This window comes from Prevotella sp. P5-50 (genome assembly GCF_002251295.1).
Classification (GTDB): Bacteria; Bacteroidota; Bacteroidia; order Bacteroidales; family Bacteroidaceae; genus Prevotella.
The window spans coordinates 1-25065 of sequence record NZ_NPJA01000001.1 but is presented as its reverse complement, the minus strand read 5'-3'; the positions used below and the strand labels follow the sequence as shown (position 1 = coordinate 25065).

The following is a 25065-nucleotide window of genomic DNA, read 5'->3' as shown; positions in this document are numbered from 1 at the left end:
GATTATGGTAGAACAGGAAGTAACACTCATGAAAGGCAATGAGGCCTTGGCCCATGCTGCCATCCGCTGTGGTGCTGACGGATATTTCGGATATCCTATTACTCCGCAGAGTGAGGTCATCGAGACTCTGGCAGAACTGAAACCCTGGGAAACCACCGGTATGGTGGTGTTGCAGGCTGAAAGTGAAGTGGCGTCTATCAATATGATCTATGGTGGAGCCGCTGCAGGAAAGCGCGTGCTCACCTCGTCATCATCGCCAGGCATCGCATTGATGCAGGAAGGTATTACCTATATGGCTGGTGCAGAACTGCCCGGTGTGTTTATCAACGTGCAACGCGGAGGACCCGGACTGGGAACCATCCAACCCTCACAGGGCGACTATTTCCAAGCTACTCGTGGAGGAGGTAATGGTGACTATAATACCATCGTCTTAGCTCCTGATAGCGTTCAGGAAATGGCAGACTTTGTGGATCTCGCATTTACGCTGGCTTTCAAATATCGTAACCCTGCCATGATTTTGGCTGATGGTGTGATAGGACAGATGATGGAAAAGGTTGTTTTGCCACCCATCAAACCGCGTCGCACAGAAGAGGAAATCAGAAAAGAATGTCCTTGGGCTACTATCGGACGCACCAAAGACCGCAAACCCAATATCATCACGTCGCTCGAACTCAAACCTGAGGCTATGGAGCTACGAAATCTTCATCTCCAAGAGAAGTATAAGACCATCCGCGAGAAGGAAGTACGCTATGAAACCATCCAGTGTGATGATGCAGATTTTATCGTTGTGGCCTTCGGTAGTGCAGCACGTCTGACACAGAAAGCTATGGAAATGGCTCGCGAAGAAGGACTGAAGGTGGGACTGTTGCGCCCCATCACGCTGTGGCCATTCCCGTCAGAAGCTATCGCTCAAGTGGCAAAAGGCAAGAAAGGCGTACTTGTGGTAGAAATCAACGCCGGACAAATGGTACAGGATGTGCGCCTGGCTGTTAACGGCGATATCGCTGTAGAGCATTTCGGTCGCTTGGGAGGTATTGTTCCCGAGCCAGAGGAAATCGTTGAAGCTATAAAGAAGATGAGGTAACTATGGAGAACGAAATCATTAAACCGGAGAATCTGGTATATCAGAAACCGACCCTGATGAACGACAACCACATGCATTATTGCCCTGGTTGTTCACATGGTGTGGTACATAAGTTGGTGGCTGAGGTCATCGAGGAAATGGGTATGGCCGATAAAACCATTGGCGTGTCACCAGTGGGATGCGCCGTCTTTGCTTACAACTATCTGGACATCGACTGGCAGGAAGCTGCCCATGGACGTGCTCCTGCTGTGGCTACTGCCGTTAAACGGCTTTGGCCTGACCGTCTTGTGTTTACCTATCAAGGTGATGGCGACTTGGCTTGTATTGGAACATGTGAGACCATCCATGCCTTGAATCGTGGTGAACATATCGCTATTATCTTCATCAATAATGCTATATATGGTATGACAGGCGGACAAATGGCGCCTACTACCTTGATGGGAATGAAGACTTCTACCTGTCCTTATGGTCGTCAGGCTGATCTTCATGGATATCCCCTTCACATCACCGAGATTGCTTCTACACTCGAAGGCACATGCTATGTGACTCGTCAGAGTGTGGAAACTGTGGCTGCCATACGTGGTGCCAAGAAAGCCATACGTAAGGCTTTCGAAGCTTCGATGGCAGGAAAGGGAAGTAGTCTTGTAGAGATTGTATCAACCTGCAATAGTGGATGGAAAATGTCACCTAAGGCCGCTAACGAATGGATGGAAGAACACATGTTCAAATACTATCCAAAGGGTGACCTCAAGGACACTACGGGACTTTAGTCAATCAACAGGAAATAAACAACGAAGCAATGAAAAAAGAAATCATCATATCCGGTTTCGGAGGACAAGGTGTACTCTCTATGGGTAAAATCCTGGCCTATTCGGGACTGATGGACAATAAGGAAGTGACATGGATGCCTGCTTACGGCCCAGAACAGCGTGGTGGTACTGCCAATGTCACAGTCATTGTGAGTGACGAGAAGATATCGTCACCAATCCTCAGTAAGTTTGACATTGCCATTGTGCTCAACCAACCTTCGCTGGAAAAGTTTGAACCAAAACTCAAACCTGGTGGCATTCTGATATACGACAGTTTCGGAATCATTAATCCTCCTACACGTAGCGACATCACAGTATATCGTATTGATGCGATGGACAAGGCTGCCGAGATGAAAAACGGTAAGGTGTTCAACATGATTGTGTTGGGTGGACTGCTCAAGGTTGCCCCTGTTGTAAGTACTGCTGGCGTAGAGAAAGCTCTTTTCAAAACGTTGCCTGAACGTCATCATGGTCTTATTCCGCTGAATATGCAAGCCATTGAAGAGGGTGGTAAGATTATCGCTAAACAGTAACAGAACAGTTGAAATCATAAAAGAAGAGTGAAGAATCAGGTTCTTCACTCTTTTTTTACGTTCTGAATGATGCGCTTTATGGGGCGATATTCAATTCTATCACCCCACCATAAGGTGTCTGATGCTTCCATGCCTCTTCTGGGGAATAGAGCTTGGCATAGATGGAAGCTGCGGCAAGTACACCACCGTGGGCGAAGATGACCACCCGATGGTAGTTGTGATCTTTCAATTCGTCGAAGAAGGAGGCTACCCGTTGATACTGCATTGGAAAACTCTCGCCATTGGGTGTCGGCAAATGCAGATAATCATCATACCATTGTTGCAGATAGGGGGCTGTAATGTTGTCGTAGCGTTGCATTTCCCAATCGCCCATGTTCATTTCCATCAATCGCTTGTCGGCGTTGGCAGAGGCAAAGCCACAATAGTCTGCCAACAATCGCGCCCTGGTAAGTGGTGAAGTGAATGCAGCATCAGGAAAACCATCCTTCCAATATGTTTCAAGCTGTGTTTTTGTTTGTTCTGCTTCTTGCTGAAAAGTATCGGCTACGCTAACGTCTGTCTGACCATAACAGGTGCCTGGTGCAACATTGACACGGGTGTGTCTGACCATAATGATATTCATACGCTATGGGAATGATTTCTATTGTTTGTTATTGTTTTGCAAAGATAGGGAAAAAATGTTTTGATTGAAAATATTCTGGTTAATTATTCGCAGAAAGCAATAAAAAACAGTATCTTTGCATCATGAATAGGATTTATAAGAATATTTCCTTTTGGACACACATTTGTCTATTGTTGCTTATGTTAGGCATGCCTCACCGACTTTTAGCCGATGACCGCATTCTCTATGTGACTTCTTATGAACCCGACAACAAGATAGTTGCTGATAATTTGGGAGAGTTTTCCAATTATGTCAAGACAAATATTCCCAATTCGCGTCTTTTTGTGGAGAGCATGAACTGTAATGGAATGATTGACATAAAAGACTGGCGCAAATGGATGGAAGGCATCATCAGCAAATACAATAATGGTCACATGCGCCCCGATATCGTAGTGCTGACGGGCTGTGAGGCAGTATCTACTTTCCTTTCTATTCCAAACCCAAAGTATAAGAAAATCCCAGTGCTCGTAGGTGGTTGTAGCTTTTCCATGGTGGAATTGCCGGATGATACAACCGATGTGGCATCGTGGACCCCTGAATTAAAATACTTGCGCTCTGATTATCAGGACTATAATCTTATTGGTGGTATTCTGACGCGCTATTCTGTTGAGAAAAATATAGAGTTAGCCAAACGGATGTATCCTCATGCGAAAAACTATTATTTCGTTTCCGATAATTCGTTGGGCGGTGTGTCATTGCAAGCCTTGGCACGCAAGGATATGCGGCAAGCTAAGTTCAGCAATATTAAGATGCATTATTATGATGGGCGTACAGGCTTTTTTGATACGTTAGCCAAGAAAATAAAACGGCTTAATCCCGAAACTGATGTACTTCTGATAGGCTCTTGGCGACTTGATGCTAACAACAGTTTCAATGTGAGCCATTCTGCAGAACTGTTTCGTACGCTCAATCCGTCAGTACCGGTATTCTCTGTTGCGGGATCGGGTATGAATGGATGGGCTGTGGGTGGTTGGATTCCTGAATATGCTAACAAGAATGAGAAACTTGGTGAGATGTGTAAGGATTATCTTGAAACACGCTCTGACCAAGGATGGGTATATCTGAATGAAGGTTTTGTCTTCGACTATCGGCGCATGCAGGATTTAGACATCAGCGAGAGCCGGTTGCCCGAAGGTTTTACGATTATAAATGAGCCGAAACCATTCTTCGAGAAACATAGTGTGGTTATCGACTACATCCTTTTTGCCACGGTGTTTCTCAGTATAGGACTCAGTATTGCCATTGTGGCACTTATCAAGTCTCACCGCTTACGCAAAGAACTGATTCAGAAAGGAAAGGAATTGGAAGAGGCACGTGATAAAGCCGAGGAAGCTAATCATATGAAATCGGCTTTTCTTGCCAATATGAGTCATGAAATCCGCACGCCACTCAATGCTATTGTGGGATTCTCAGATTTGTTGGCTACACAGTCAGAAGATTTGGGCGTTCAAGAGAAAAACCATTTCAGCAATGTCATACAAGAGAATACCAATGCGTTGCTCAATCTCATCAACGATGTGCTCGATCTCTCGCGTATAGAGAGTGGACATGTAAGGATGGAGTTGACTCTGTGTGATGTGAAGCAATTGTGCCAGACAACAATAGAATCGGTAGAGATGACGTGTCGTAAACCCATACATTTCGTTTTTGAGTGTGACGAACCGTCTGTTCATTTCGTTACCGATAAGACACGTCTGCGGCAAGTACTTGTCAATCTGCTTACCAATGCCATTAAGTTTAGTGACAAAGGTAATATTACAGTGTCACTTGTTGTGGACCATGATGACGAGAGTGCTTCGTTTGCTGTTACCGATCAGGGATGTGGCATCAAACCGGAATATGCTGAAAAGATTTTCGATCGTTTTGTCAAACTTGACCAGTTTACCAAAGGCACTGGTCTTGGATTGCAGATATGTCGTCAGATCATAGAGATACTTGGAGGACGTATATGGCTCGACAATACCTATCATGGTGGCGCTCGCTTCCGTTTTGTTCATCCTACCAATCTGGAGGAGGCAATGCCAGAACCCTTACCGTATCATGTATTCTGAATGATTGCAGTTTAAGTTGTGCTATTTATTCCCGGTGTGTTCGGGTCGTCAACGAGATTTGTTTGGGTTTTGCTGTTTCATCATGTGATATTTTGGGGGCTTCAGGAATTTGGAGTGATGGCATATTAAATAATCTATGATTGTTTTAAAATTATCTTGTATAAGTTGTTTACAGCAAAGAGTTTACTTAATACTTGGGCTATTAAAAACAATCTCTTCTTACATTATATGCAAATTAAGACTTTTGAATTCTCTTAGTCTTGTATATTAAGGGTTTTGTGGGAAACAGAATTTCCCAAATTGCTGATATACACCATCATTGATCGTTCATCACTCGAAATGTCAGATGAACCTTACTATATTGATGCGAAACAGAAAGCCCCGATTTCATCTTTCATGAAATCGGGGCTTTTACTTATAGTGCTTCGTCGTCAGGCCGTTGTATCGATGGTTTCTTGATCTTGGGTAGATGTTTCTTTTTACGGAGATAAGCGGCTTTGCGAGCCTCATATTCTTCGAAATGCTTCTCCAGAAAATTATCGGCCATAATGATGACTATTGGTTTCTACTGTATATGACGGTAATGTGGAGTGGGGTATGGGCATTCTCGCTACCTCCCACAAGACGAACACTGGTCAGCGACATCTCGTTGTTGATACCGGTAATAGTGGTTGTCGTCTGATAGTAAGATGTTGACGAGGTGGTCACAGTCTTGACAGGCACCAATACAACCTTGTTCCAATTAGGATGTGTTGCAGTATAATTGCTACCACCAGCCTGCTTCTTCTTATAGAGATGATTGATGAGGTTGGAGATATTGCTGTATGTATAGGTATTCTTTGTACTGCTGTATGTTGCCAAATACGATGTCTTGTTGTCTGTGACTTTCAGATTCTCAAAGAACGAATAGAGACTGTCTTTCTCTACCATCAACAATTGTGTGGGTTGCTGAAGGAGGTTATCGCTGAGATCGTTTTGGGTATTCATCTTGTTGAATACAATCTTAGCAGACGTGATCGTATCATTCTCATGGTTGCGCTTGATGTCATCAATGGGCAGGGTCACTTCTGTGAAAATACCGGCAGGTGTCTTCAGATAGGTGCAACTATTGTCTGAAGCCAAGCGAGCCACAGTCTTCTTGTCGTTGGTGATACGGGTTGTCTGCAATACTTCCTCTGTGCCGTTAAAGGTTTTGCTACCCACGTAGGTCTTGCCACCCTCTTTGCCACGGAAATAAATCATCAGCTGTGTACGACTCACCTCGTTCATCAGTCCCAGTCCGTCTGTAATCTTGAAATAGAAACCGGGACATACTTTATGGATGAAGTTATATGAGTTCTTAAAGTATTCTGGATGAGCATAGTAGGTGCGCATCAGGTAGGTACCATAGTTGTTGTAGGTATTACCATCCTTGTCGGTATATTCCTTGTTGAGGGGAATGCTGACATACTCATAATAGGAACCTGATTGCTGCACTTTACGCAGACTGTCACTCAACTGAAGATTGACGATAGAGAAAATCTTGTTTTCGTGCAGTCCGTCTTCACGGATATGACCCTTTGCAGCAGGATCGAAATTAGTATAGTAGGTTTTTCCTTCTTCTACAGGATTGCCAATCTCAAAAACAGAGAGTTTCAAAGCTGCGAGAGAGTCACCTTGCCACTTGTTGACAACAACATTCAGTACGCATGAGTCTGCTACGATTTCATTGTCAATCAGACTTGCCACACTATCCTTTGGAGGGAAGATGGCATTGCTTTCGTTTTCAAGCAAGGTAAACTGCGACATGTAGTCACTCGTGATATATGATCCGGTCTCTGGATCTTTGATGCGACCGAGATAGCTGTATTCACTTCGTGAAATCACCGAATCGACCACAAGCGACCGAGAACTCACCTGAAAAGAGTCGGTTGCAATAGCAAACAAGTCAGCGCTGTCGCTAATAGAATTACCGACGTTTGCTGTTTCCTCGTCGCAAGAGCAGATTGCCATCAGTGGGAGGACAATAGCTGCTAATAGTGTTTCCTTTGTCATTGAAGTAATGATTATCTTAATGATATCCTAATTTATCTTTTACCTTATTAAGGTTTGCATTAAATCTTTTCGTAGAACTCCTCATAAGCCTTACCGAAATCAGCACCGGGATAGGCGAGAGTGGGGATGCCCTGCTCTGCGGCGTAGTTCATCCAGTCTGCTTCTGTGTCTTGATGGGCAGCAATGACACCGTCGCTATAGTCGATAGCCAACTTAGCCAGTTCTGTAGCATCAAATACTTCGTTGTATTTTGTGAGGGTGTCGGCTGTAATATCGCGGAACTCAAGACACTTTTTGAAGTTGGGCGCCAAATCACTTGTCATCTGGTTGGGGAACAACGAGGTGACTACCTTGGTATTGGCAAATGAAGGTTCATCATAATAGGCCTTTTTGATAAACAAGGGTACTACGGCTCCCATCCATCCCTGTACGTGGATGATATCGGGTACCCAACGGAGCTTCTTAACAGTTTCCAATACGCCACGAGCGAAGAAAATTGCACGCTCGCCATTGTCTGCATAGTCCATACCGTTTTCATCCTTGTCCATCTGACGACGAGTGAAATAATCATCGTTGTCAATGAAATATACCTGTATGCGAGTCTGGACGATAGAAGCTACCTTGATAATCAATGGATGGTCGGTATCGTCGATGATAAGATTCATACCTGAGAGACGGATCACTTCATGTAGTTGACCGCGACGTTCATTGATATTACCCCATTTGGGCATGAAGGTGCGAATCTCGTGACCACTCTCTTGCATGACTTGAGGCAATGCCTTACCCATGTGTGAAAGGTCTGTTTCCGGTACATAAGGAACAATCTCTTGGTTGATGAACAATATCTTCTTTGCCATATTATTGAATGATTTAATCTTTGCAAAGATACGAATTTTTTTTCAAAAAATGATTTGTAAATGCGATATTTTAAGGTTTTTGTACCTTCTTTTGGCATATTTTCACCAAATCCTTTCATTATTTGATAAAAAAGTAGTTATTTTGCACTCGCTTTAGAAAAACAAAGAAATTTGAAATGAAAGTTTTCAGTAAAATCGTAGATCTTCAAAACCAATTGTTTGAAGACCGAAAAAATGGAAAAGAAATAGGTTTGGTTCCTACCATGGGTGCCCTCCATGAAGGACATGCATCGTTGGTTAGACGTAGTGTCAAGGAGAATGGCATTACCGTAGTGTCGGTGTTTGTCAATCCTACACAGTTCAACGACAAGAATGATTTGAAAAATTACCCACGCACGCTTGATGCCGACTGTCAGTTGCTCGATGCGTGTGGAGCTGATTATGTGCTGGCTCCTTCTGTGGAGGAGATGTATCCTACTCCAGACACTCGTCAGTTTGAATTTCCGCCAGTTTCAACGGTAATGGAAGGTGCACACCGTCCCGGACACTTCAATGGTGTGTGTCAGGTGGTGAGCCGCTTGTTTTATATCGTTAAGCCCAATCGTGCCTACTTTGGTGAGAAAGACTGGCAACAGATTGCTGTGGTCAAGGCTATGGTGAAACAACTCGGTTTGAAAGTGCAGATTGTGGAATGCGACATCGTGCGCGATGCTGACGGATTGGCACGCAGTTCACGCAACACCCTGTTGGCTAAAGATGAGCGCGCCATAGCACCTGCCATCTACAAGACCCTGAAGGAAAGTATCTCTTACGCTAAGACGCATACTGTGGGCGAAACCCATGATTTTGTGGTCAATACCATCAATGCGGTGGATGGCCTTGAAGTGGAATATTTCTCTATCGTTGACGGTAACACCTTGCAGGATATTGCCGCTTGGGACGATACTCCCTACGTCGTAGGTTGCATCACAGTATATTGTGGAAAGACTCCAATCCGACTCATTGATCACATTAAATATAAGGCATAGTCATGATGATAGAGGTAATGAAGTCAAAACTTCACTGTGTGACAGTGACAGAGGCAAATCTTAACTATATGGGAAGTATCACCATCGATGAAGATTTGATGGATGCTGCCAATATGATAGCAGGGGAGAAAGTCCAGATAGTAGATAATAATAATGGCGAACGCTTTGAAACCTATATTATTAAGGGAGAACGAGGCAGTGGCTGTATTTGCCTGAATGGTGCTGCAGCACGTAAAGTGCAAGTTGGCGATGTGTGCATCATCATATCCTATGCCTTGATGGATTTTGAAGAGGCTAAATCGTTTACGCCGACCGTTGTCTTTCCTAAAGCAGACAACAGCCTGTAATCAAGTGCTAATGTCAGGGTAAACATCGGCAGAGAAGATGACTGCCTGCAATCGTACAGCAACAATATAGTCTCTGCATCAATCAGATAAACAAAAATAAAGGAGGGAACCTCAGTAGAGGCTCCCTCCTTTATTTAGTATGAATAGAGATTACTCGATTACTACAAGTGCATCATCTTCCATGACGCTCTGTCCAGGCTGAACGCATACTGCGGTAATCTTACCGCTCTTCTCTGCCTCGATATTATTAGCCATCTTCATAGCTTCCAATACCAAGACTACGTCGCCTGCCTGTACTTCGTCACCTACATTGACGCGAATCTCTGTGATGACACCTGGCAGTGGAGCCTTAAGTGCATTGTTGGAGTTGGCTCTTCCTGATGGAGCTTCTGATGGAGCTGCTGTGGGCTTTGCCACAACAGGCTTCACAACAACCTTCTCCACTTCAGGTTCTGGTTCCATTTCCACTTTGTATTCTTCACCATTGACATTGACGGTAACCATGTTCTCGACAACGTCACCAATGGCTACTTCATACTTGTTGCCATTAATTGTATATTTGTATTCTTTTTTCATCGCGCTTTGTGTTTAGGGATGTTCTGTCATAGTCAGAGCATATCCATTCCACTGGGTCTGCTTGTCATCAATAGTGATGATGCATGACTCTTTGTCGTGGACATTATTGCCTTTGAACTCATGAAGAGCCATGGCAATAGCTGCATATACTTCATTCTTCATAGACGGGATATTTTACATCGGAATGTTACCGTGCTTCTTAGCGGGCAGTGCATCACGCTTGGTGGCAAGCTGAGCAAGCGCACGGCAGATGCGGAAACGAGTGTTACGTGGTTCAATCACGTCGTCAATATAGCCATATTTTGCTGCCTGATAAGGATTGGCAAAGAGTTCGTTGTACTCTTCTTCCTTCTCGGCAATGAATGACTTAACATCTTCACCTGCTTCTTTCTTGGCTTTAGCTTCCTTCGCATAGAGAACAGCAGCAGCACCACTTGCTCCCATAACAGCGATTTCAGCTGAAGGCCATGCGTAGTTGAGGTCGGTATGGAGCTGTTTTGAACCCATAACGATATGAGAACCGCCGTATGACTTACGCAGGGTAACAGTAATCTTGGGCACTGTAGCTTCACCGTAAGCGTAGAGCAACTGAGCACCGTGCAGAATGACTGCGTTGTACTCCTGGCCTGTGCCGGGGAGGAAGCCTGGTACGTCAACGAGTGATACAATGGGGATGTTGAATGCATCGCAGAAACGTACAAAGCGTGCACCCTTACGTGAAGCATTTACGTCAAGCACACCTGCATAGCAAGAAGGCTGGTTGGCTACGATGCCGACACTCTGACCATTGAAACGAGCGAAACCTACGATGATGTTCTTAGCAAACTTAGGCTGTACTTCAAAGAACTCGCCATTATCGATGATAGCACCAATTACCTTGTACATATCGTATGCCTCATTGGGATTCTCAGGGATGATCTCGTTGAGGGAATCCTCCAAGCGGTCAATGGGGTCGTTGCATTCCTTGCGAGGAGCTTGCTCCATGTTGTTAGATGGAATATAGCTCAACAGGCTCTTCAGCATTTCAATAGCTTCTTCCTCTGTTTTAGCGGTGAAGTGGGTTACACCACTTTTTGAAGCGTGAACGCTTGCACCACCGAGGTGCTCCTGGTCGATATCTTCACCTGTTACGGTCTTTACTACTTTTGGACCTGTGAGGAACATGTATGAGGTGCCTTCCATCATCAGAGTGAAGTCGGTAAGAGCAGGAGAGTAAACTGCACCACCTGCGCAAGGACCGAAGATACCTGAAATCTGTGGGATAACACCCGAAGCGAGGATGTTACGCTCGAAGATTTCTGCGTAACCTGCCAAAGCGTTGATACCTTCCTGAATACGGGCACCACCTGAGTCGTTGATACCAATCAGGGGAGCACCCATCTTCATGGCCATGTCCATCACTTTGCAAATCTTCTGGCTCATGGTCTCAGAGAGAGAACCTGCATGAACTGTGAAGTCCTGGGCAAAGATGAATACCAGACGACCGTCGATAGTACCGCTACCGGCTACTACACCATCGCCAAGGAACTGCTTCTTCTCCATGCCGAAATTGTGGCAACGGTGTTCCTTGAACATATCGTATTCTTCAAAAGAGCCTTTGTCGAGCAACATCTCAATGCGCTCACGTGCTGTATATTTTCCTTTGTCGTGCTGCTTCTGGATGGCTTTCTCACCACCACCGAGACGAGCTTTCTCACGCTTCTCGATGAGCTGCTTGATTTTTTCTAACTGTTTAGACATAATTGTATTTTGATTCTTAACTTGAATGATCTATTAGTGTTCGCAAAGCTCGGTAAGGATACCTGCGGTTGATTTGGGGTGGAGGAATGCAATGTTGAGGTTCTCAGCACCTTTACGGGGAGCCTGATCAATCAGACGAACGCCCTTTTCGCTAACCTCTGCCAATGCATTGGCAACACCGTCTTCTACACAGAAAGCTACGTGGTGTACACCCTTGTTGCCTTTGTCAAGCCACTTCTGGATAGTGCTTTCGGGTGATGTCGGCTCCAGCAGTTCGAGTTTCACTTCACCACACTTCAAGAATGCGGTTTTAACTTTCTGATCCTCTACCGTTTCAACGGCATAACACTTGAGTCCCAATACGTTTTCGAAGTAAGGGAGGCTCTCTTCGATGCTCTGGACTGCGATGCCCAGATGCTCAATGTGCGAAATTTTCATGTTGTTTTAAATTAATGTATTTAAATCTGCTGCAAAGATACTAATAAAAAGTTACGGAAACGAAAAACACCAATGAATTAACACTAATTAAAAGTCGATTGTGATTCTTCCGTTTACTTGTCTGCCCGTAAGATAGTTGGGGACTGCATACTGTTGATTGGTCACATCGGTTACCCAATAGTAGTTGCTGACATTGGCTGTACCAAACACATTGAGCAGGTCTATACCGAGCCAGATATGGCGCAGACCCTTGCGCTTGGATGAGGTCTGTCCTGCTATCAGATAGTTCATTCCGATGTCGGCTCGCTTATAGCTTGGCGCACGGAATTGCTGTTCTAATCCGCGGTGTGGCGCACCAAAGGGGAGTCCGTCTGTGAAAGCAAGGCGAAGCGTCATCTTCCATCGTTCGGTACCGGGGAAATAGTCTGTGAAATGAAGGTTGACACCCCACCTTTGGTCGGTGGGTAATGGTGTGCTGATACCATTGATGTCTTGTCGGGTACTCATCAGCGAGAGGGTCAGCCATGAGTCTGTGCCTGGAACAAACTCACCAAAGAGTTTGAAATCGATTCCTGTGGCATGGCCTTTGGCGATGTTATTACCCTCATAGACGATTTTCATGTTTTGCATGTTATATGGAATAAGGTGGTCTAATTTCTTATAGTAGGCTTCTGCTGTGAATCGGAAAGGTCGTCCCAACATACGGAACTGATAATCGAATCCACCTACGATGTGGATGGAGCGTTGACTTTTGATATGACTGTTGAGCGCCACGGTCGTTACACCATTGGCGGTGGTCGTATCGCGCATCTCTTTATAAAAAGGTGACTGGTAGTAGATGCCTGTTGCCAAACGAAATGTCATGTCGGTATTGAAGGCTGGTATAATGGCAAAACTCAGTCTCGGAGATAGTGTTGACTCGCTATTGAAATTCCATCTTGCCCATCTTAAGCCGATATTCAAGGTGCAATAGGATTGATGGCTGTCGGTGCCCAACTGCCATTTTATCTGGTCTTGTAGGTATGCTTCTGTTCGGGTGGATGTCACTTGTTGGCGACTGCTCATCGAGTAAATCATGTCAAGGCGGTCGCTCTTATGGGGGATGTTATAGCCGCTGGAGTCACGCATCTCATATTCTTTCGACTGCTCCTTGACGTGCTCCCATTTCATTGTGAAACCTGCTTCCCAATGATGGCGGCTGTTGCGATGGGATGCTGTCAGTTGGAGTTGTTCTGCATGAGCAGTCAGGTAATTACGGGCATGTTCCCGATAGGTGCCTACTCCGAGGTTTTCAGAAGTCTGTGTATCATCGAGCCAATATTGTCCCTGTATGTCATAGCGTTCCTGCTCGCGGGTATGGAAGGCTGACCCTTGCAGACGCACTATGGTTTTATTGGAGGGACTAAAACTGACGGAAGTCATTCCTGTGGCAGTACGAAACAGATCACGCTCCTGTCCGTCGAAATATACTTTGAAGGTCTTTGCGTTCTGTATCGTTCCGAATGAGGTCTCTCGGTCTGTGGGTGTGAAGTGGTATCTGTTTTCTGAATAGTCTCCTAATGCCTCAATTTCCCATTGTTGGTTTGGACGCCAACTGAGATAGGCTTGGTAGTCGAGGTATCGTGGTTTATATTCTCCTTTTGTTTCCAAACTGCCCAGTAGGTATCTGTTGGTTTTATAACGCAACCCATGAGACATAGAGAAATGCTTGTTGCCATAGCCCACATAAGCTGATCCACCTAACAGGCTTACTTGTATATTGCCTTCCCATTGTTTCGGCCTGCGATAGGTGATGTCGAGCACGCTGGACATCTTACCGCCATATTTTGCTTCATAACCTCCCGACGAGAATCCTATCTTATCGACCAGGTCTGAATTGATAATGGAGAGTCCTTCGTGTTGCCCGGTTTTTGCCAGAATGGGACGGTAGATTTCCGTACCATTCAGATATACTGAGTTTTCGTCAAACGAACCGCCTCTGACATTATATCTACTCGACAGTTCGTTATGGGTGGAGACGCCTACTTGCTGTTGAACGAGTTCCTCTATGCCGTTGCCTGCTGTTGATGGTGCATGGCGGACAGCATCGGATTTCAGTTGTTGCATGGTATTGGTTTGGCGCTTTTGTTGTGTCACTACAACTTCGTTGAGTGTAGTGGCAGGGTAAAGCGTCACTACCATGCGTTGACGTCCTTTGGGACGGCGTAGGGTGCGTGTCTTGGTTTGGTAGCCAATCATCGAAAAACGCACCTTGACAGAGTCTGCCGATTTAAGATGGAGTGAATATTCGCCTTTGATATTGGCAATGGTTGTGGCATGTTGCTCCTGACAACTGACTGTTGCCAAGGGTAGGCCGTGACCGTCTTCATCGAGAATTTTTCCCGAAAGTGAGAACGACTGTGCCTCTGCCCATGAATAGGTGAGTAGTGCGAGTATAGTGATGATGACTCTTTGCAGTTTCATTATCAGTATAACGAGTGCGGGGCGGATTTATTGTGTGAAATGTGATGTTTTCATACGCCAAACGCTTGGCGTTATGCAGAAACCCCCGACAAGTCGCTCTGTTGTGTGGCGATTGTCGGGGGTGATATGGTCAAAAGGGTGGGGAATGGCTTATACCAGTTCCACCTTATTAATATCTTGTTCCTTTTCGCAATAGTGACAGGTGAGGATGCCGTTGGTGACATGGAAATAAGTAGGCATCGGTTCGTTGTTGGTAATACACTTTGGATTGTTGCATTTCACAATGCCTTTGATCTCATCGGGTGTACATACCGTTTTTTTCTCTACTACTTCGTAGCCACGGATGATATTGAGCACAATATTAGGTGCTACGACCGACAACCGTGAGATTTCTTCGTCGGTAAACCATTTGTCCTCTACTTTAATAATACCTTTCTTGCCGAGTTTCTTCGATCTGTAGTTATAGCCGATAGTGACGGTAGAACTAAGTTTGTCAAGATTGAGCAACTGTGCCACCTGATATGTTTTCTCAGAAGGTATGTGGTCTATTACGGTGCCGTTTTCGATGGCGGCAACCAACATTTCGTTTTTGTTCATGGGATAATGGTTTGATCGTTTCTTACTTGGTACAAATCGATGCCGAGCACATCGCAGAAGATGGCTTCGCGCGCAAAGAGTCCGTTGCCTGCCTGTTGGATATAGTAAGCATGTGGATTGTCGTCAACATCGTATGCAATTTCGTTGACACGTGGCAGGGGATGAAGAATCTTCATGTTGGGCTTTGCCAGTTTCAACATATCGTTGTTGAGGATATATACATTCTTCACGCGTTCGTATTCCATAAGGTCTGAGAAGCGTTCTTTCTGTACACGTGTCATGTAGAGGATGTCGGCATCAGCAATGACTTTCTCGTTGAAAGCGGTATGCTCCTGATATTTGATGCCGTGCTCTTCACAATAGATTTTGTATTCCTTCGGCATGGCAAGTTCTTTCGGAGCCACAAAATGGAATGTGGGGTTGAAGTGACGCATGGCCATCAGAAGGGAGTGGACGGTACGTCCATATTTCAAGTCTCCCACCAGGTAGATGTTGAGGTTGTCAAGGGTACCTTGGGTCTTGTAGATACTGTAAAGGTCAAGCATACATTGTGAGGGGTGCTGGTGGGCACCGTCGCCCGCGTTGACAATGGGCACATCGGTAACTTCCGCAGCATACTGTGCAGCGCCTTCAATATAATGGCGCATCACGATAACGTCTGCGTAGTTGGCAACCATAGAAATGGTATCTTTCAGCGTTTCGCCTTTTGTACCACTGGTAATCTTCGGATCTGCGAAACCGATGACGCGTGCTCCGAGTCTGTTGGCTGCTGTTTCAAAACTAAGTCTGGTGCGGGTGGAAGGTTCAAAGAAGAGTGTAGCCACAACCTTTCCTTTGAGTAACTCGCGGTTGGGATGGCGCTCAAACTCCTGTGCCATCTCAATCATATAGAGAATTTTTTCTCGTGTGAGATTGGCAATAGTCACAAAATCATGCTTTTCCATATTAGGTGTTTGTTAATATGATGCAAAGTTAAAGCAAAAAATCGAATTATCGACAGTTTGCAGCTATTTTATTTTGTAATTTTCGTAATTTAGACTAACTTTGCAAAATCTTAGTCGGTTGGTATTGCTTTTCCTATGCAAGCATCCCCCCTCGTTACTTACGTCAAGAATATACATTAATTAATATCTATATATGAAACAGACAAAGATTGTTGCCAGCATCAGCGACCGAAGATGCAGTCAGGATTTTATTCGACAACTTTTTGATGCCGGTATGAACGTGGTGCGCATGAATACCGCCCATGCTTCAGAAGACGGTCTGCGTGAGATTATCCGCAATACACGTGCTGTGAGCCACCATATTGGCTTGCTCATTGATACTAAAGGTCCTGAGGTACGCACTACCGGTTGTGACCAGCCGATTGATTATAAAACGGGCGATGTGGTGAAGATCTTCGGTCGTCCTGAAGTGGATACAGAGCATGATATCATCAATCTCTCTTATGTTGATTTTGCCAACGATGTGCAAGTGGGCGACCACATTCTCTTCGATGATGGTGCACTCGATATGTTGGTACTGGATATCAACGGACCTGCTGTTATTGCACAGGTACAGAATGATGGACAACTGGGTAGCCACAAGAGTGTCAATGTACCGGGACGTCATATCGACCTGCCTGCATTGACCGACAAAGACCGTCATAACATCATGTTGGCTATCGAAGAAGATATCGATTTCGTTGCTCATAGTTTTGTGCGTTCTGCTGCCGATGTTCGTGCCGTACAGGCGATTCTCGATGCTTATCATTCTGATATCAAGATCATTTCAAAGATTGAAAACCAAGAGGGTGTTGATAATATCGATGAGATTATCGATGCCAGCTATGGTATCATGATTGCGCGTGGTGACCTTGGTATAGAGATTCCCATTCAGCGTATTCCTGGTATTCAGCGTCAGATTATCCGTAAGTGCGTGCAGAAACGCAAACCTGTTATCGTGGCAACCCAGATGCTGCATACCATGATCAATAATCCGCGTCCTACACGTGCTGAGGTGACCGATATCGCCAATGCTATCTATTATCGTACCGACGCATTGATGCTTAGTGGTGAAACAGCCAGCGGAAAATATCCTGTTGAGGCTGTACAAACCATGGCGACCATTGCCGAACAGGCTGAATGTGACAAATTGCGCGAGAACGATATCGAGGTTCCTCTGTCTCCCAACTGCGACATTCGTGAATTTATGGCGCATAGTGCCATTGAGGCAACAGAACGCTTGGGTGTCAAAGGTATTATCATCGATTCGATAAGTGGCAGGACTGCCCGTGATTTGGCTGCATTCCGTGGTCCCAACCCCGTACTTGCTGTTTGCTATAACGAGAAACTTCAGCGTTTGCTCAACCTGTCGTATGGTGTTATTCCTGTTTTCCAGAAAGACCATATCTCTAAGCAGCGTCTTTTCCAAGCTGCGGTTCGCATGCTTCGTCAGAAAGGTTATCTTCAGGCTGACGACAAGATTGCCTACCTATCGGGAAACATCAGCGATGGTGGTGGAACAAAACTTTTGGAAATCAATACCGTTAGCGAGGTATCTAAATTCCATCTTTCAGAATAAAGACATACACATTATTACATATCTTAATGCCCGACCATTGACGAATATGCTTCATCTATGGTCGGGCATTGTTTTGTAGTGTCATTTCAAAGATAGTGAAAGTTTAATAGAAAACAAACTATTTCTTAGTTTCACGTGTGCCACCTTTTACTATTGCACATACTGGTATGCCAGTCGCTCTGTACCGTTCCAGCAGTGGATAACGCCACAGTATCGAAATCCCTCTTTCTGCATCAGGTGTTGCATCACTTTGTTGTCGGCATGTGTGTCAACTCGGATGTTCCGATATTGCCGGCGTGCAAAGTCCAGTACAACTCGGATAACCCCTTTCACCTCTCCACTACTTGCCACCCTATGGATGACAGCATACGGTTCATCGTTTAACCATTGTCCGTCGTAGATGACATTGTAGGTGGGATCTGTTCCACCACGTAATACAAAGGTGGCAACAATGGTGTTGCCCTTTTGTATTACATAGCTGTCGCCATTATCCATATCCTCACGAAGGAGTTGATCACCAGGATAGTTCTCGTCCCATTGTCCTGGATTGCCTGTTTCACTCATGAATTTCCGGGCAATGGCAAAAATCTCCTTGAGGCGTGGCAGGTCTTCTGGTGCAGTCTGTCTGATGACGAGATGGTCTGCGAGTGTGATGCTATCTCCCTCGTTTCTGATACACCAAAACGGAATATTTTTTTCTTGGCAAAATGGTTCCATGCGCCAGGCAGAGTCAAAACCGCTCATCACAAAGTGCATGGGAACCAATAATCCTACTTTAAAGCGCTCTATAAACTGGCGTGCTCCTAATGTATATCCATTGCCAATACGACCATCTATGGGGAACATAACCACATCGAAGCTATCGGCAATCTTCTTGATGTCTTTCAACTCGCCCAAAAACTGTTTCTCTTCTGCCACAGGGTCTATCCATTGGTCACATTCTTCACTATACACTTTTCCTTCAGGAGTGCCCTCTGCCAAAAAACGGGCAAACCAGTTGCAGAGGTCACCTGCATGGAAGATGCGGTAACCGGCGGTCTCTATTATCCAACTGACCCCACTGTCGTTACTACCAGTAGCAGTCACTTGGATATGGCTGTCGTTCCACACCATACCCTTGGTCATCCACACGTCAGCATCCTCTTTGCACGCTCTATGATGTTTCAGAATATCCTTTGATAGAATATAGGTGATATCAGGCGTGGTGGCTTTCCATGTGAAGATCTCTTTCGTGAAGTGGTCTTCATGGAAATGACTGACAAAGACATATATTGGTTTCTGACTTTGTGGTCCAATAAAGCGCTCCATCTTTTGGGCAGGATCCATCCAGTAGTCAAATACTAGCACGCAATGGTCTGTTTCCAAAACAAAACCGCTGTGGAAGAGATAGGTGAGTCGTATCATCGTGTCTTTTGTTGTCCGAATGCTTATCAGGTTCTTATTCCAGATATCTGATCATGTCATCGCGTCTTGGCTTTGCGTCTGGAGTCTCTGCTGGATAACCTAAGGCAATACAGTAGAGTAGCTGATAACCCTTGGAGAATGCCATGCGGTCAAGGAATGGCTTGGCAGATGGAGAATCTTGTATCCAGCGTGCAGAACTTCCCAGACAGCATGAACCGATACCTTTATCCCATGCCGAGAGAATGATATTCTCACCCAGCAGTCCACAGTCTATCTGCGACATGTCGTATTCGGTATTGTTGGCGATGCAGATCACACAGGGAGCATTCACAAAGATGTTCTTAAAACCTTTACGCTCAGCAATCTTCGGATTGTCTTTTACTACGGCTTGCGTAATAGAGTCGATGAGGGCAGGAGAGTCAATCACTCTGATTTCATACGACTGTAGGTTTTGACCGTTTGGGGCATTGATACCACATTTCAGAATCTCATTCAGGGTCTCACGATTGATGACAGAGTCTTTGTATGCGCGGATACTTCTGCGACTCATCATCACATCGGTCACCGTTTTTGCAGTATCTGTTGCGGTCGTTACCTGTTGCTTGTTCTCGTTGCATGCCGTCAGCGTCAGCGCGACAGCCATTCCTAATAAAATCTTCTTCATTTTCATTTCTGCTAACTGTTATTCCTAATGAATGGTATCAATGTAACTTATATCACCTCAAATCCGCAACCTATAGGGTTTCGTGGGAATTTACTTGTAAAACGACAAAAATTCTTTTATTGTACATATTCCTTGGGCATAACAGAAACGTCGTAAACACAAAATTCCCTTACCCCATAAAGCGACTTGAGGTAATACACCGGTTTAACCAGAAAAGCATGGCCTTTAACCAAAGTCTGTCTTGAACAGGTTGGCATAAGCATAGTTGTCTGAATAAATGTTCAATACATGCCTACGTGACGTCTTAATCCATTTTGCAGGAACAGAGATGAACTTGAACACAAAGGTCTTGATTCTGCTGGTGGCACGCAATCCAAATTCATGGGTTTTCAATCTCTGCATAATAGCTTTGTAGAAGTTTCTGATGAGAGCTGTCATAAGCAGGAATACAGTATTCTGTGCCATGAACGATTTTGGCAACCGATTCCAGCCAAAGCCATTGTTCATGTCATCGAAGATGCGTTCCTTGCCACCACGAAGATTGTAGAATTCCACAATGTCTCTTGCACTCGACTTGTAATCGTTAGTCAGTATACATCTGTAGGTATATTCGCCTTCCCAAATGTCAAGGTCTCCCTCTATTCGCCTTTGTCTCTGTATGACAAGACGATACGGTTTTCCTTTCCATTTCTCAACAAGGATGGAATTCAGCTCAAATTCAATACCGTTGATTTCAACAGTTTTCCATCCAGTCAAGGCAAACATGGAATCGTAGAAGGAAGAGCATCTGTTGGCACGAATATAAAAATGCCTGCAATGAGCCTCTACCATATCTACGATTTCCTCCGAGCATGAGCCGCAATCCATGCGGGCACGGGATATATATACTTCTGATGCCTCCAGTCGCTTGAAGATTCTTTCCAAAGTCTCTCTTTGGTTGAAGCGCACGTTTGTGTTGCCGTCTCTATTTTCAATACCGACAATCATGTCGTTAATGACTGCCACACCTGGACTATAGCCCAGGAACTTCTTGTAGGTTGGTTTTGCATCATGCTTCTCTGTTTCAATGAACTGATGGTCAAAGTCAAAATCATACTCTTGACCGGATTTCAATTGACCAGTAGCAAGCAGGGCTTTGATCAATAAGCAGTTCATCTTGTCTGCAGTATTGAAATCATAGGAGTTGCCAGAAGCAGATTTATAGGTGATGTTCTTACAAGTCAGTTCTTCGATAGCACGCAATATGGTGTCTGCGCTGCAAGTGCGAAGAGTTGGATGAAGAGACAAATGTTTCATCAAGTGAGTTGTAACATCCTCAATACATGAGCCGCCACAAAGATATACGCACATCAGAGAGCGTAGAATTTCGCTATATTGATAACCAAACATAGTGCATCTCAATCCCAAGGTGGAATCTATGGTTTGAGCTAAAAGAGCATCAAATTGCTCCATAATAGAAAAAATTCCTCCAAAAGGAGTGAGTTTCTCAGATTTTATTTGTACTTTTGCCATGTCATTCAGAGTTTTATTTGTTTTTTATTTGCAACACTAAGATAAGTGAAATTTCTGACATGGCAAAATCCTGAGCAACTTTTTGTTGCTCAGGCACTTATAAATAATGTTAAATTATAGTGTTGCGGAATTAAGGTTTGTACCTTTGCCGCGCCTTGTTACGATTTTCGCTTGTTTTCTAATTGCAACACTAAGATAAGTGAAAATTCTGACATGGCAAAATCCTGGGCAACTTTTTGTTGCTCAGGAACTTATAAATAAAGTTAAATTATAGTGTTGCGGAATTAAGGATTATAAGAAAACAAGTATGGACTTTAATAAAGCTCGATTATTATATCTTATCGTATTTTTCCTGTATTCCGGCCTAAGTGTGTCCGGACAATCGATTCATGTTTCAGGAAGAGTACTTCAACAAAATACGCAAACACCTGTTGAGTTTGCTAATGTCGTTCTATTCAAACAAGATTCAGTCTTTCTGAAAGGAACAACGACAGACACTATCGGAAGATTTGAATTTGAAAATCTTCCCACAGATAATTATGTGCTGTCAGTATCCTGTTTAGGATTTGAAACAAAGCGGATTTTGATACAGAATCTGACGGAATCAGCACAAATAGATGTGTATTTGAATGAAAATGTTTTGTTACTTGGGGAAGTGGTGATTTCTGCTTCTTCCACAATAAACAAGATTAACCAACGGATTGTGTTCCCGACAAAATTGCAAATCAGCCATTCTGCCAACGGAATGCAATTGCTGAATACAATGATGCTTCCCGGCTTGAACATCAATCCGATGCTGAATACGATTTCATCATCCGACGGCGGGAAAGTCATTTTGCAGATTAACGGCGTAAATACCACGCCGGAAGAAATTCAGACCTTGCAACCCCGCCAAATCAAGCGGATAGAATATTCGGATTATGCAGGTATCCGATACGGACATGCTTCCAAAGTTATCAACTACGTGGTAGTAAGGGATGATAAAGGCGGTGTTGTTGGTGTGGATTTGATGAACTCGCTGAATATCCTTGCAGGGGGCGATGTTTTCTTTGCCAAATTCAACAAAGGAAAATCGGAATATGCTTTGAACTACACCGCAGCGTTTCAACGCATCAACACGAATAACAGAAATCGCACAGGTAGTTATCAGTTTGAAAATTCATCCCCTATATTGAGGGAAGAAATCAGTGCCGGAGGTGATTATTCGTACCAAATGCATGATTTTTCGCTGACATACAACTATCAGCAGAGCGATTCGGCTTTTTTCAATGCCAAGTTGAAATATAATCTGAGCAATCAGCCTCACAACGATTTCAACAGTTTTCTAAAAGAGAATGGCACGGACAAAGGGTTGATTTTTGACGGAAGTCAGCAAAAAATTAATGTTCCTACCATCGACTTGTATTACCAGTATGGTTTACCCAAAAATCAGAAAATATATGCTAATGTGGTGGGGAGTTATGCGAACGCAGCATCTTCGCGGAATTACTGCGAATACAACGATGTTGATACTCTTTACAGCGAACGTTCGGAACTGTTTTCCGATAAATATTCACTGATTGCCGAAGGCATATACGAAAAAGGATTTGCCCATGGAAATTTGAAATTCGGGATAAAACATATTCAGTCGTTTACAGAGCAGACAATTAATCAGGGCGAGGAATTCAAATCGGATTTGAATCAGGCGGAATCGTCGGTTTTTGCAGAGTGGTTTTATAGTAAGGGCAAATTCAGCTATAGCTTGGGACTTCGCCTGAATCGCCTGCATTTTTCCAATGTATCTGTTACCAAAAGCTATTACCATTTCTTACCCAAAGCGATGGTTGGCTATCGGTTCAGTGATAATTCTTTTATCCGGTATGATGCGGAGATGAGTCAAACGAATCCAACCCTGATGGAGTTGGCCGACACGGAAATCCGTCTTGACTCGTATCTTGCCGAGAAAGGGAATCTGTTGCTTCAACCGTACCTGAATCTGAATAATAATTTATATTACGAAAACAGAAAAGGGTTGTTCGCTTTCAATGCAAGCCTGCATCATCACTACAAACACAATCCTATCATGGAATCGAAAAGAGAACATGGAAATGTGTTCCTGACAATGCCCGAAAACATGAAAGATTGGAATAAGTATAATGCGGAGATAACATTGAAAGTAGGGATGATAAAAAACTTCCTGCAATTTTCGGTTACAGGAGGCTTCAACCACTTTGACAGTCGTGGGAACAACTATTCGCATACCCATTCTAATTTTTATTACAGGGCAGATGTTTTGGCAATGTATAAGAAATGGATGCTGATAGGCCAGCTACAGCCTTTTGACGAAAGGTTATACGGCGAAACCGTCATAAAGGATGGTAATTATCACTACTTGGCTATCCGGTACAATGCGACTAATTTTTCTTTTGGCATAGGTGCGTTCAATCCGTTTAAGAATGTTTCCCGAACCATTATGGAAAACAAAAATGCACAAGCGCCTTTCCGAAGAGAAAGTTTTAGCGATGCATCCCGAATTCTCGTTGCCACGCTCACTTGGAATTTTAATTTCGGAAAAACTCATCTTGTCGGTACTAAATCGCTGAATAATCAGGATACCGACTACGGAATCAAAGGAAGTTATAAGTAAGATTAGGTGTTGATTTCAACAAATTCTGTATTATGTATTTCTGGCAAATCTATCACTAATTATCTTTCAGCGACATGTTGTTGCTTCGCGTTCACTGAATCCTATCGGAATTCAGTGAACGCCTTTGTGTGTCGTCAACTGACGATATCATCCTTTTTTTTACTCAAAATCAATAAAAATGAAAGATAAGATAAAAAACATTGCAGAAAAATTAGAACATCAAATCAGGATGCATGAACTCGATTTAAATGACAGGATTAAAGATATTCCTCAAATAATATTGCTGTTGGAACAGGGGTTCTCGGAATTGAAAGAAATAGTTTCGTTTTATAAGTTCAAAAGTGAAATGGATGAAATATTCTTTTTCAAGATAATAAAACCCAAGTTTTTTAGTAAACTAATCTATTACAGGAAAGTGTATAACATCGAAATGATGCGCCCCAACGGACAAGATTGTGTGCTGAAAAATTATTTCATCAATGAACTGAATCAGTTAGAGAATTTCTACAATAAGAACATTGATTTCTATAAATACTACCGTTCGGGAAGTACGCATTTGGATAAGTACTTTTTTCTGAGAGGAAAACAAGATATTCAAATGACAATGGAAACATTTTATTTTGAAAGAGACCCTAATTTTTCTACGATTTGCGATTTTAAAGTTGCAAAAATAGTAGCAAACGAAATGTTGCGAATTTATCTGAATCCTAAAATCCGCAACTATCATCCAATACACGATTAAGGGTAGATTTATGAGTCGTTAGTAGCAGCTTTCAGTAAAAAGCAACAGCACAACATCAATATGTAGCCACCATCCCCTTACCCCACGATGCGACTTGAGGTAATACGCAGATTCAAACCGGAAAGAAAGGATTCTTATCCGAATTCTGTTTTGAAGGGTTTTGCATAAGCTCGGTTCTCTGTGTAGATATTCAGCACGTATTGCCTTGCAGTCATGATCCACTTGGCAGGTACGGAGATGAATCTGAAGACAAAAGCCTTTATGCGACTCGTTTTCTTGAGCCCAAAAGCCTTGGTGTCAAGCCTGCTCATGATGGTCTTGTAGAAATTGTGTATCA

Annotated in this window: 23 protein-coding genes and 2 pseudogenes; 9 read left to right on the top strand and 16 right to left on the bottom strand. The window is 43.9% G+C overall.

The window, feature by feature from the left end; all coding sequences use genetic code 11:
• Positions 1 to 4: 4 nt before the first annotated feature.
• Genes CIK88_RS00115 through CIK88_RS00105 form a run of 3 tightly spaced genes read left to right on the top strand, consistent with a single transcriptional unit; the run spans position 5 to position 2426 of the window.
• Positions 5 to 1084: a 3-methyl-2-oxobutanoate dehydrogenase subunit VorB gene (locus CIK88_RS00115; protein ID WP_094389663.1), complete on the top strand. Its 1080-nt coding sequence runs from the start codon at positions 5 to 7 to the stop codon at positions 1082 to 1084.
• Between the two features lie 2 nt (positions 1085 to 1086).
• Positions 1087 to 1854, top strand: coding sequence for a thiamine pyrophosphate-dependent enzyme (locus CIK88_RS00110; RefSeq protein ID WP_094389662.1), 768 nt, complete (start codon positions 1087 to 1089; stop codon positions 1852 to 1854).
• Between the two features lie 29 nt (positions 1855 to 1883).
• Positions 1884 to 2426 (top strand): 2-oxoacid:acceptor oxidoreductase family protein, encoded by a 543-nt coding sequence (locus CIK88_RS00105; protein ID WP_094433917.1) that lies wholly within the window; start codon positions 1884 to 1886, stop codon positions 2424 to 2426.
• A 76-nt stretch (positions 2427 to 2502) separates the two neighbouring features.
• Here the strand turns inward: CIK88_RS00105 and cobC are convergent, their stop codons facing one another.
• On the bottom strand, positions 2503 to 3048 hold the full coding sequence (gene cobC, locus CIK88_RS00100; RefSeq protein WP_094433916.1) for an alpha-ribazole phosphatase: 546 nt from the start codon (positions 3046 to 3048) through the stop codon (positions 2503 to 2505).
• 188 nt (positions 3049 to 3236) lie between these two features.
• Between cobC and CIK88_RS00095 the strand changes: the two genes are divergently transcribed.
• Positions 3237 to 5138, top strand: coding sequence for a HAMP domain-containing sensor histidine kinase (locus CIK88_RS00095; RefSeq protein ID WP_158214615.1), 1902 nt, complete (start codon positions 3237 to 3239; stop codon positions 5136 to 5138).
• Positions 5139 to 5553: 415 nt separating this feature from the next.
• On the opposite strand, the gene CIK88_RS00090 is transcribed toward CIK88_RS00095, so the two are convergent.
• Genes CIK88_RS00090 through CIK88_RS00080 form a run of 3 tightly spaced genes read right to left on the bottom strand, consistent with a single transcriptional unit; the run spans position 5554 to position 8029 of the window.
• Complete coding sequence (locus CIK88_RS00090) at positions 5554 to 5685, bottom strand: dehydrogenase (protein ID WP_094389973.1); 132 nt, start codon at positions 5683 to 5685, stop codon at positions 5554 to 5556.
• A gap of 8 nt (positions 5686 to 5693) precedes the next feature.
• Complete coding sequence (locus CIK88_RS00085) at positions 5694 to 7172, bottom strand: DUF4270 domain-containing protein (protein WP_254046356.1); 1479 nt, start codon at positions 7170 to 7172, stop codon at positions 5694 to 5696.
• Between the two features lie 59 nt (positions 7173 to 7231).
• Positions 7232 to 8029 carry a glycogen/starch synthase gene (locus CIK88_RS00080; protein ID WP_094433913.1) on the bottom strand — a complete coding sequence of 266 codons (798 nt, stop codon included), beginning with the start codon at positions 8027 to 8029 and terminating at the stop codon, positions 7232 to 7234.
• A gap of 176 nt (positions 8030 to 8205) precedes the next feature.
• Here CIK88_RS00080 and panC point away from each other — a divergent pair, with 176 nt between their 5' ends.
• Both panC and panD read left to right on the top strand, forming a co-directional pair.
• Positions 8206 to 9057: a pantoate--beta-alanine ligase gene (gene panC / locus CIK88_RS00075; RefSeq protein WP_094389970.1), complete on the top strand. Its 852-nt coding sequence runs from the start codon at positions 8206 to 8208 to the stop codon at positions 9055 to 9057.
• A 2-nt stretch (positions 9058 to 9059) separates the two neighbouring features.
• Complete coding sequence (gene panD / locus CIK88_RS00070; protein ID WP_094389969.1) at positions 9060 to 9404, top strand: aspartate 1-decarboxylase; 345 nt, start codon at positions 9060 to 9062, stop codon at positions 9402 to 9404.
• 150 nt (positions 9405 to 9554) lie between these two features.
• On the opposite strand, the gene CIK88_RS00065 is transcribed toward panD, so the two are convergent.
• The 7 genes from CIK88_RS00065 to pyrB all read right to left on the bottom strand — a co-directional run bounded on the left by CIK88_RS00065 (position 9555) and on the right by pyrB (position 16162).
• Entirely contained in the window at positions 9555 to 9980 is a 426-nt protein-coding gene (locus CIK88_RS00065; RefSeq protein ID WP_094433912.1) for a biotin/lipoyl-containing protein, read from the bottom strand.
• Between the two features lie 12 nt (positions 9981 to 9992).
• Positions 9993 to 10142 (bottom strand): hypothetical protein, encoded by a 150-nt coding sequence (locus tag CIK88_RS12455; RefSeq protein ID WP_173815098.1) that lies wholly within the window; start codon positions 10140 to 10142, stop codon positions 9993 to 9995.
• A gap of 12 nt (positions 10143 to 10154) precedes the next feature.
• Complete coding sequence (locus CIK88_RS00060) at positions 10155 to 11720, bottom strand: acyl-CoA carboxylase subunit beta (RefSeq protein ID WP_094391598.1); 1566 nt, start codon at positions 11718 to 11720, stop codon at positions 10155 to 10157.
• A 33-nt stretch (positions 11721 to 11753) separates the two neighbouring features.
• Positions 11754 to 12158: a methylmalonyl-CoA epimerase gene (gene mce, locus CIK88_RS00055; protein WP_094391597.1), complete on the bottom strand. Its 405-nt coding sequence runs from the start codon at positions 12156 to 12158 to the stop codon at positions 11754 to 11756.
• A gap of 87 nt (positions 12159 to 12245) precedes the next feature.
• Complete coding sequence (locus CIK88_RS00050) at positions 12246 to 14621, bottom strand: TonB-dependent receptor (RefSeq protein WP_094433911.1); 2376 nt, start codon at positions 14619 to 14621, stop codon at positions 12246 to 12248.
• 150 nt (positions 14622 to 14771) lie between these two features.
• Entirely contained in the window at positions 14772 to 15218 is a 447-nt protein-coding gene (locus tag CIK88_RS00045; RefSeq protein WP_094433910.1) for an aspartate carbamoyltransferase regulatory subunit, read from the bottom strand.
• Positions 15215 to 16162, bottom strand: coding sequence for an aspartate carbamoyltransferase (gene pyrB, locus CIK88_RS00040; RefSeq protein WP_094391594.1), 948 nt, complete (start codon positions 16160 to 16162; stop codon positions 15215 to 15217). The genes CIK88_RS00045 and pyrB overlap by 4 nt, the downstream gene beginning before the upstream one ends.
• Before the next feature lie 193 nt (positions 16163 to 16355).
• Here pyrB and pyk point away from each other — a divergent pair, with 193 nt between their 5' ends.
• Positions 16356 to 17780 carry a pyruvate kinase gene (gene pyk, locus CIK88_RS00035; protein WP_094391593.1) on the top strand — a complete coding sequence of 475 codons (1425 nt, stop codon included), beginning with the start codon at positions 16356 to 16358 and terminating at the stop codon, positions 17778 to 17780.
• A 150-nt stretch (positions 17781 to 17930) separates the two neighbouring features.
• Here pyk and CIK88_RS12740 read toward each other — a convergent pair whose 3' ends face one another.
• The 4 genes and pseudogenes from CIK88_RS12740 to CIK88_RS00020 all read right to left on the bottom strand — a co-directional run bounded on the left by CIK88_RS12740 (position 17931) and on the right by CIK88_RS00020 (position 21360).
• Positions 17931 to 18410: an N-acetyltransferase gene (locus CIK88_RS12740; RefSeq protein ID WP_371591459.1), complete on the bottom strand. Its 480-nt coding sequence runs from the start codon at positions 18408 to 18410 to the stop codon at positions 17931 to 17933.
• Positions 18411 to 18425: 15 nt separating this feature from the next.
• Positions 18426 to 19181: pseudogene (locus CIK88_RS00030) on the bottom strand (MBL fold metallo-hydrolase); the annotation flags it as partial.
• Between the two features lie 37 nt (positions 19182 to 19218).
• A complete protein-coding gene (locus CIK88_RS00025; protein WP_094433909.1) occupies positions 19219 to 19854 on the bottom strand; it encodes a nitroreductase family protein in 636 nt (211 codons plus the stop codon).
• 219 nt (positions 19855 to 20073) lie between these two features.
• The gene (locus CIK88_RS00020) at positions 20074 to 21360 is read right to left on the bottom strand and encodes an IS1380-like element IS942 family transposase (protein WP_006847166.1); all 1287 of its coding nucleotides are present in this window, start codon (positions 21358 to 21360) and stop codon (positions 20074 to 20076) included.
• 307 nt (positions 21361 to 21667) lie between these two features.
• On the opposite strand from CIK88_RS00020, the gene CIK88_RS00015 reads away from it, so the two are divergent.
• Both CIK88_RS00015 and CIK88_RS00010 read left to right on the top strand, forming a co-directional pair.
• Positions 21668 to 23986: a carboxypeptidase-like regulatory domain-containing protein gene (locus tag CIK88_RS00015; protein WP_094433908.1), complete on the top strand. Its 2319-nt coding sequence runs from the start codon at positions 21668 to 21670 to the stop codon at positions 23984 to 23986.
• A 178-nt stretch (positions 23987 to 24164) separates the two neighbouring features.
• Complete coding sequence (locus CIK88_RS00010; RefSeq protein ID WP_052484764.1) at positions 24165 to 24728, top strand: RteC domain-containing protein; 564 nt, start codon at positions 24165 to 24167, stop codon at positions 24726 to 24728.
• Between the two features lie 134 nt (positions 24729 to 24862).
• On the opposite strand, the pseudogene CIK88_RS00005 reads toward CIK88_RS00010, so the two are convergent.
• Positions 24863 to 25065: pseudogene (locus CIK88_RS00005) on the bottom strand (IS1380 family transposase); the annotation flags it as partial.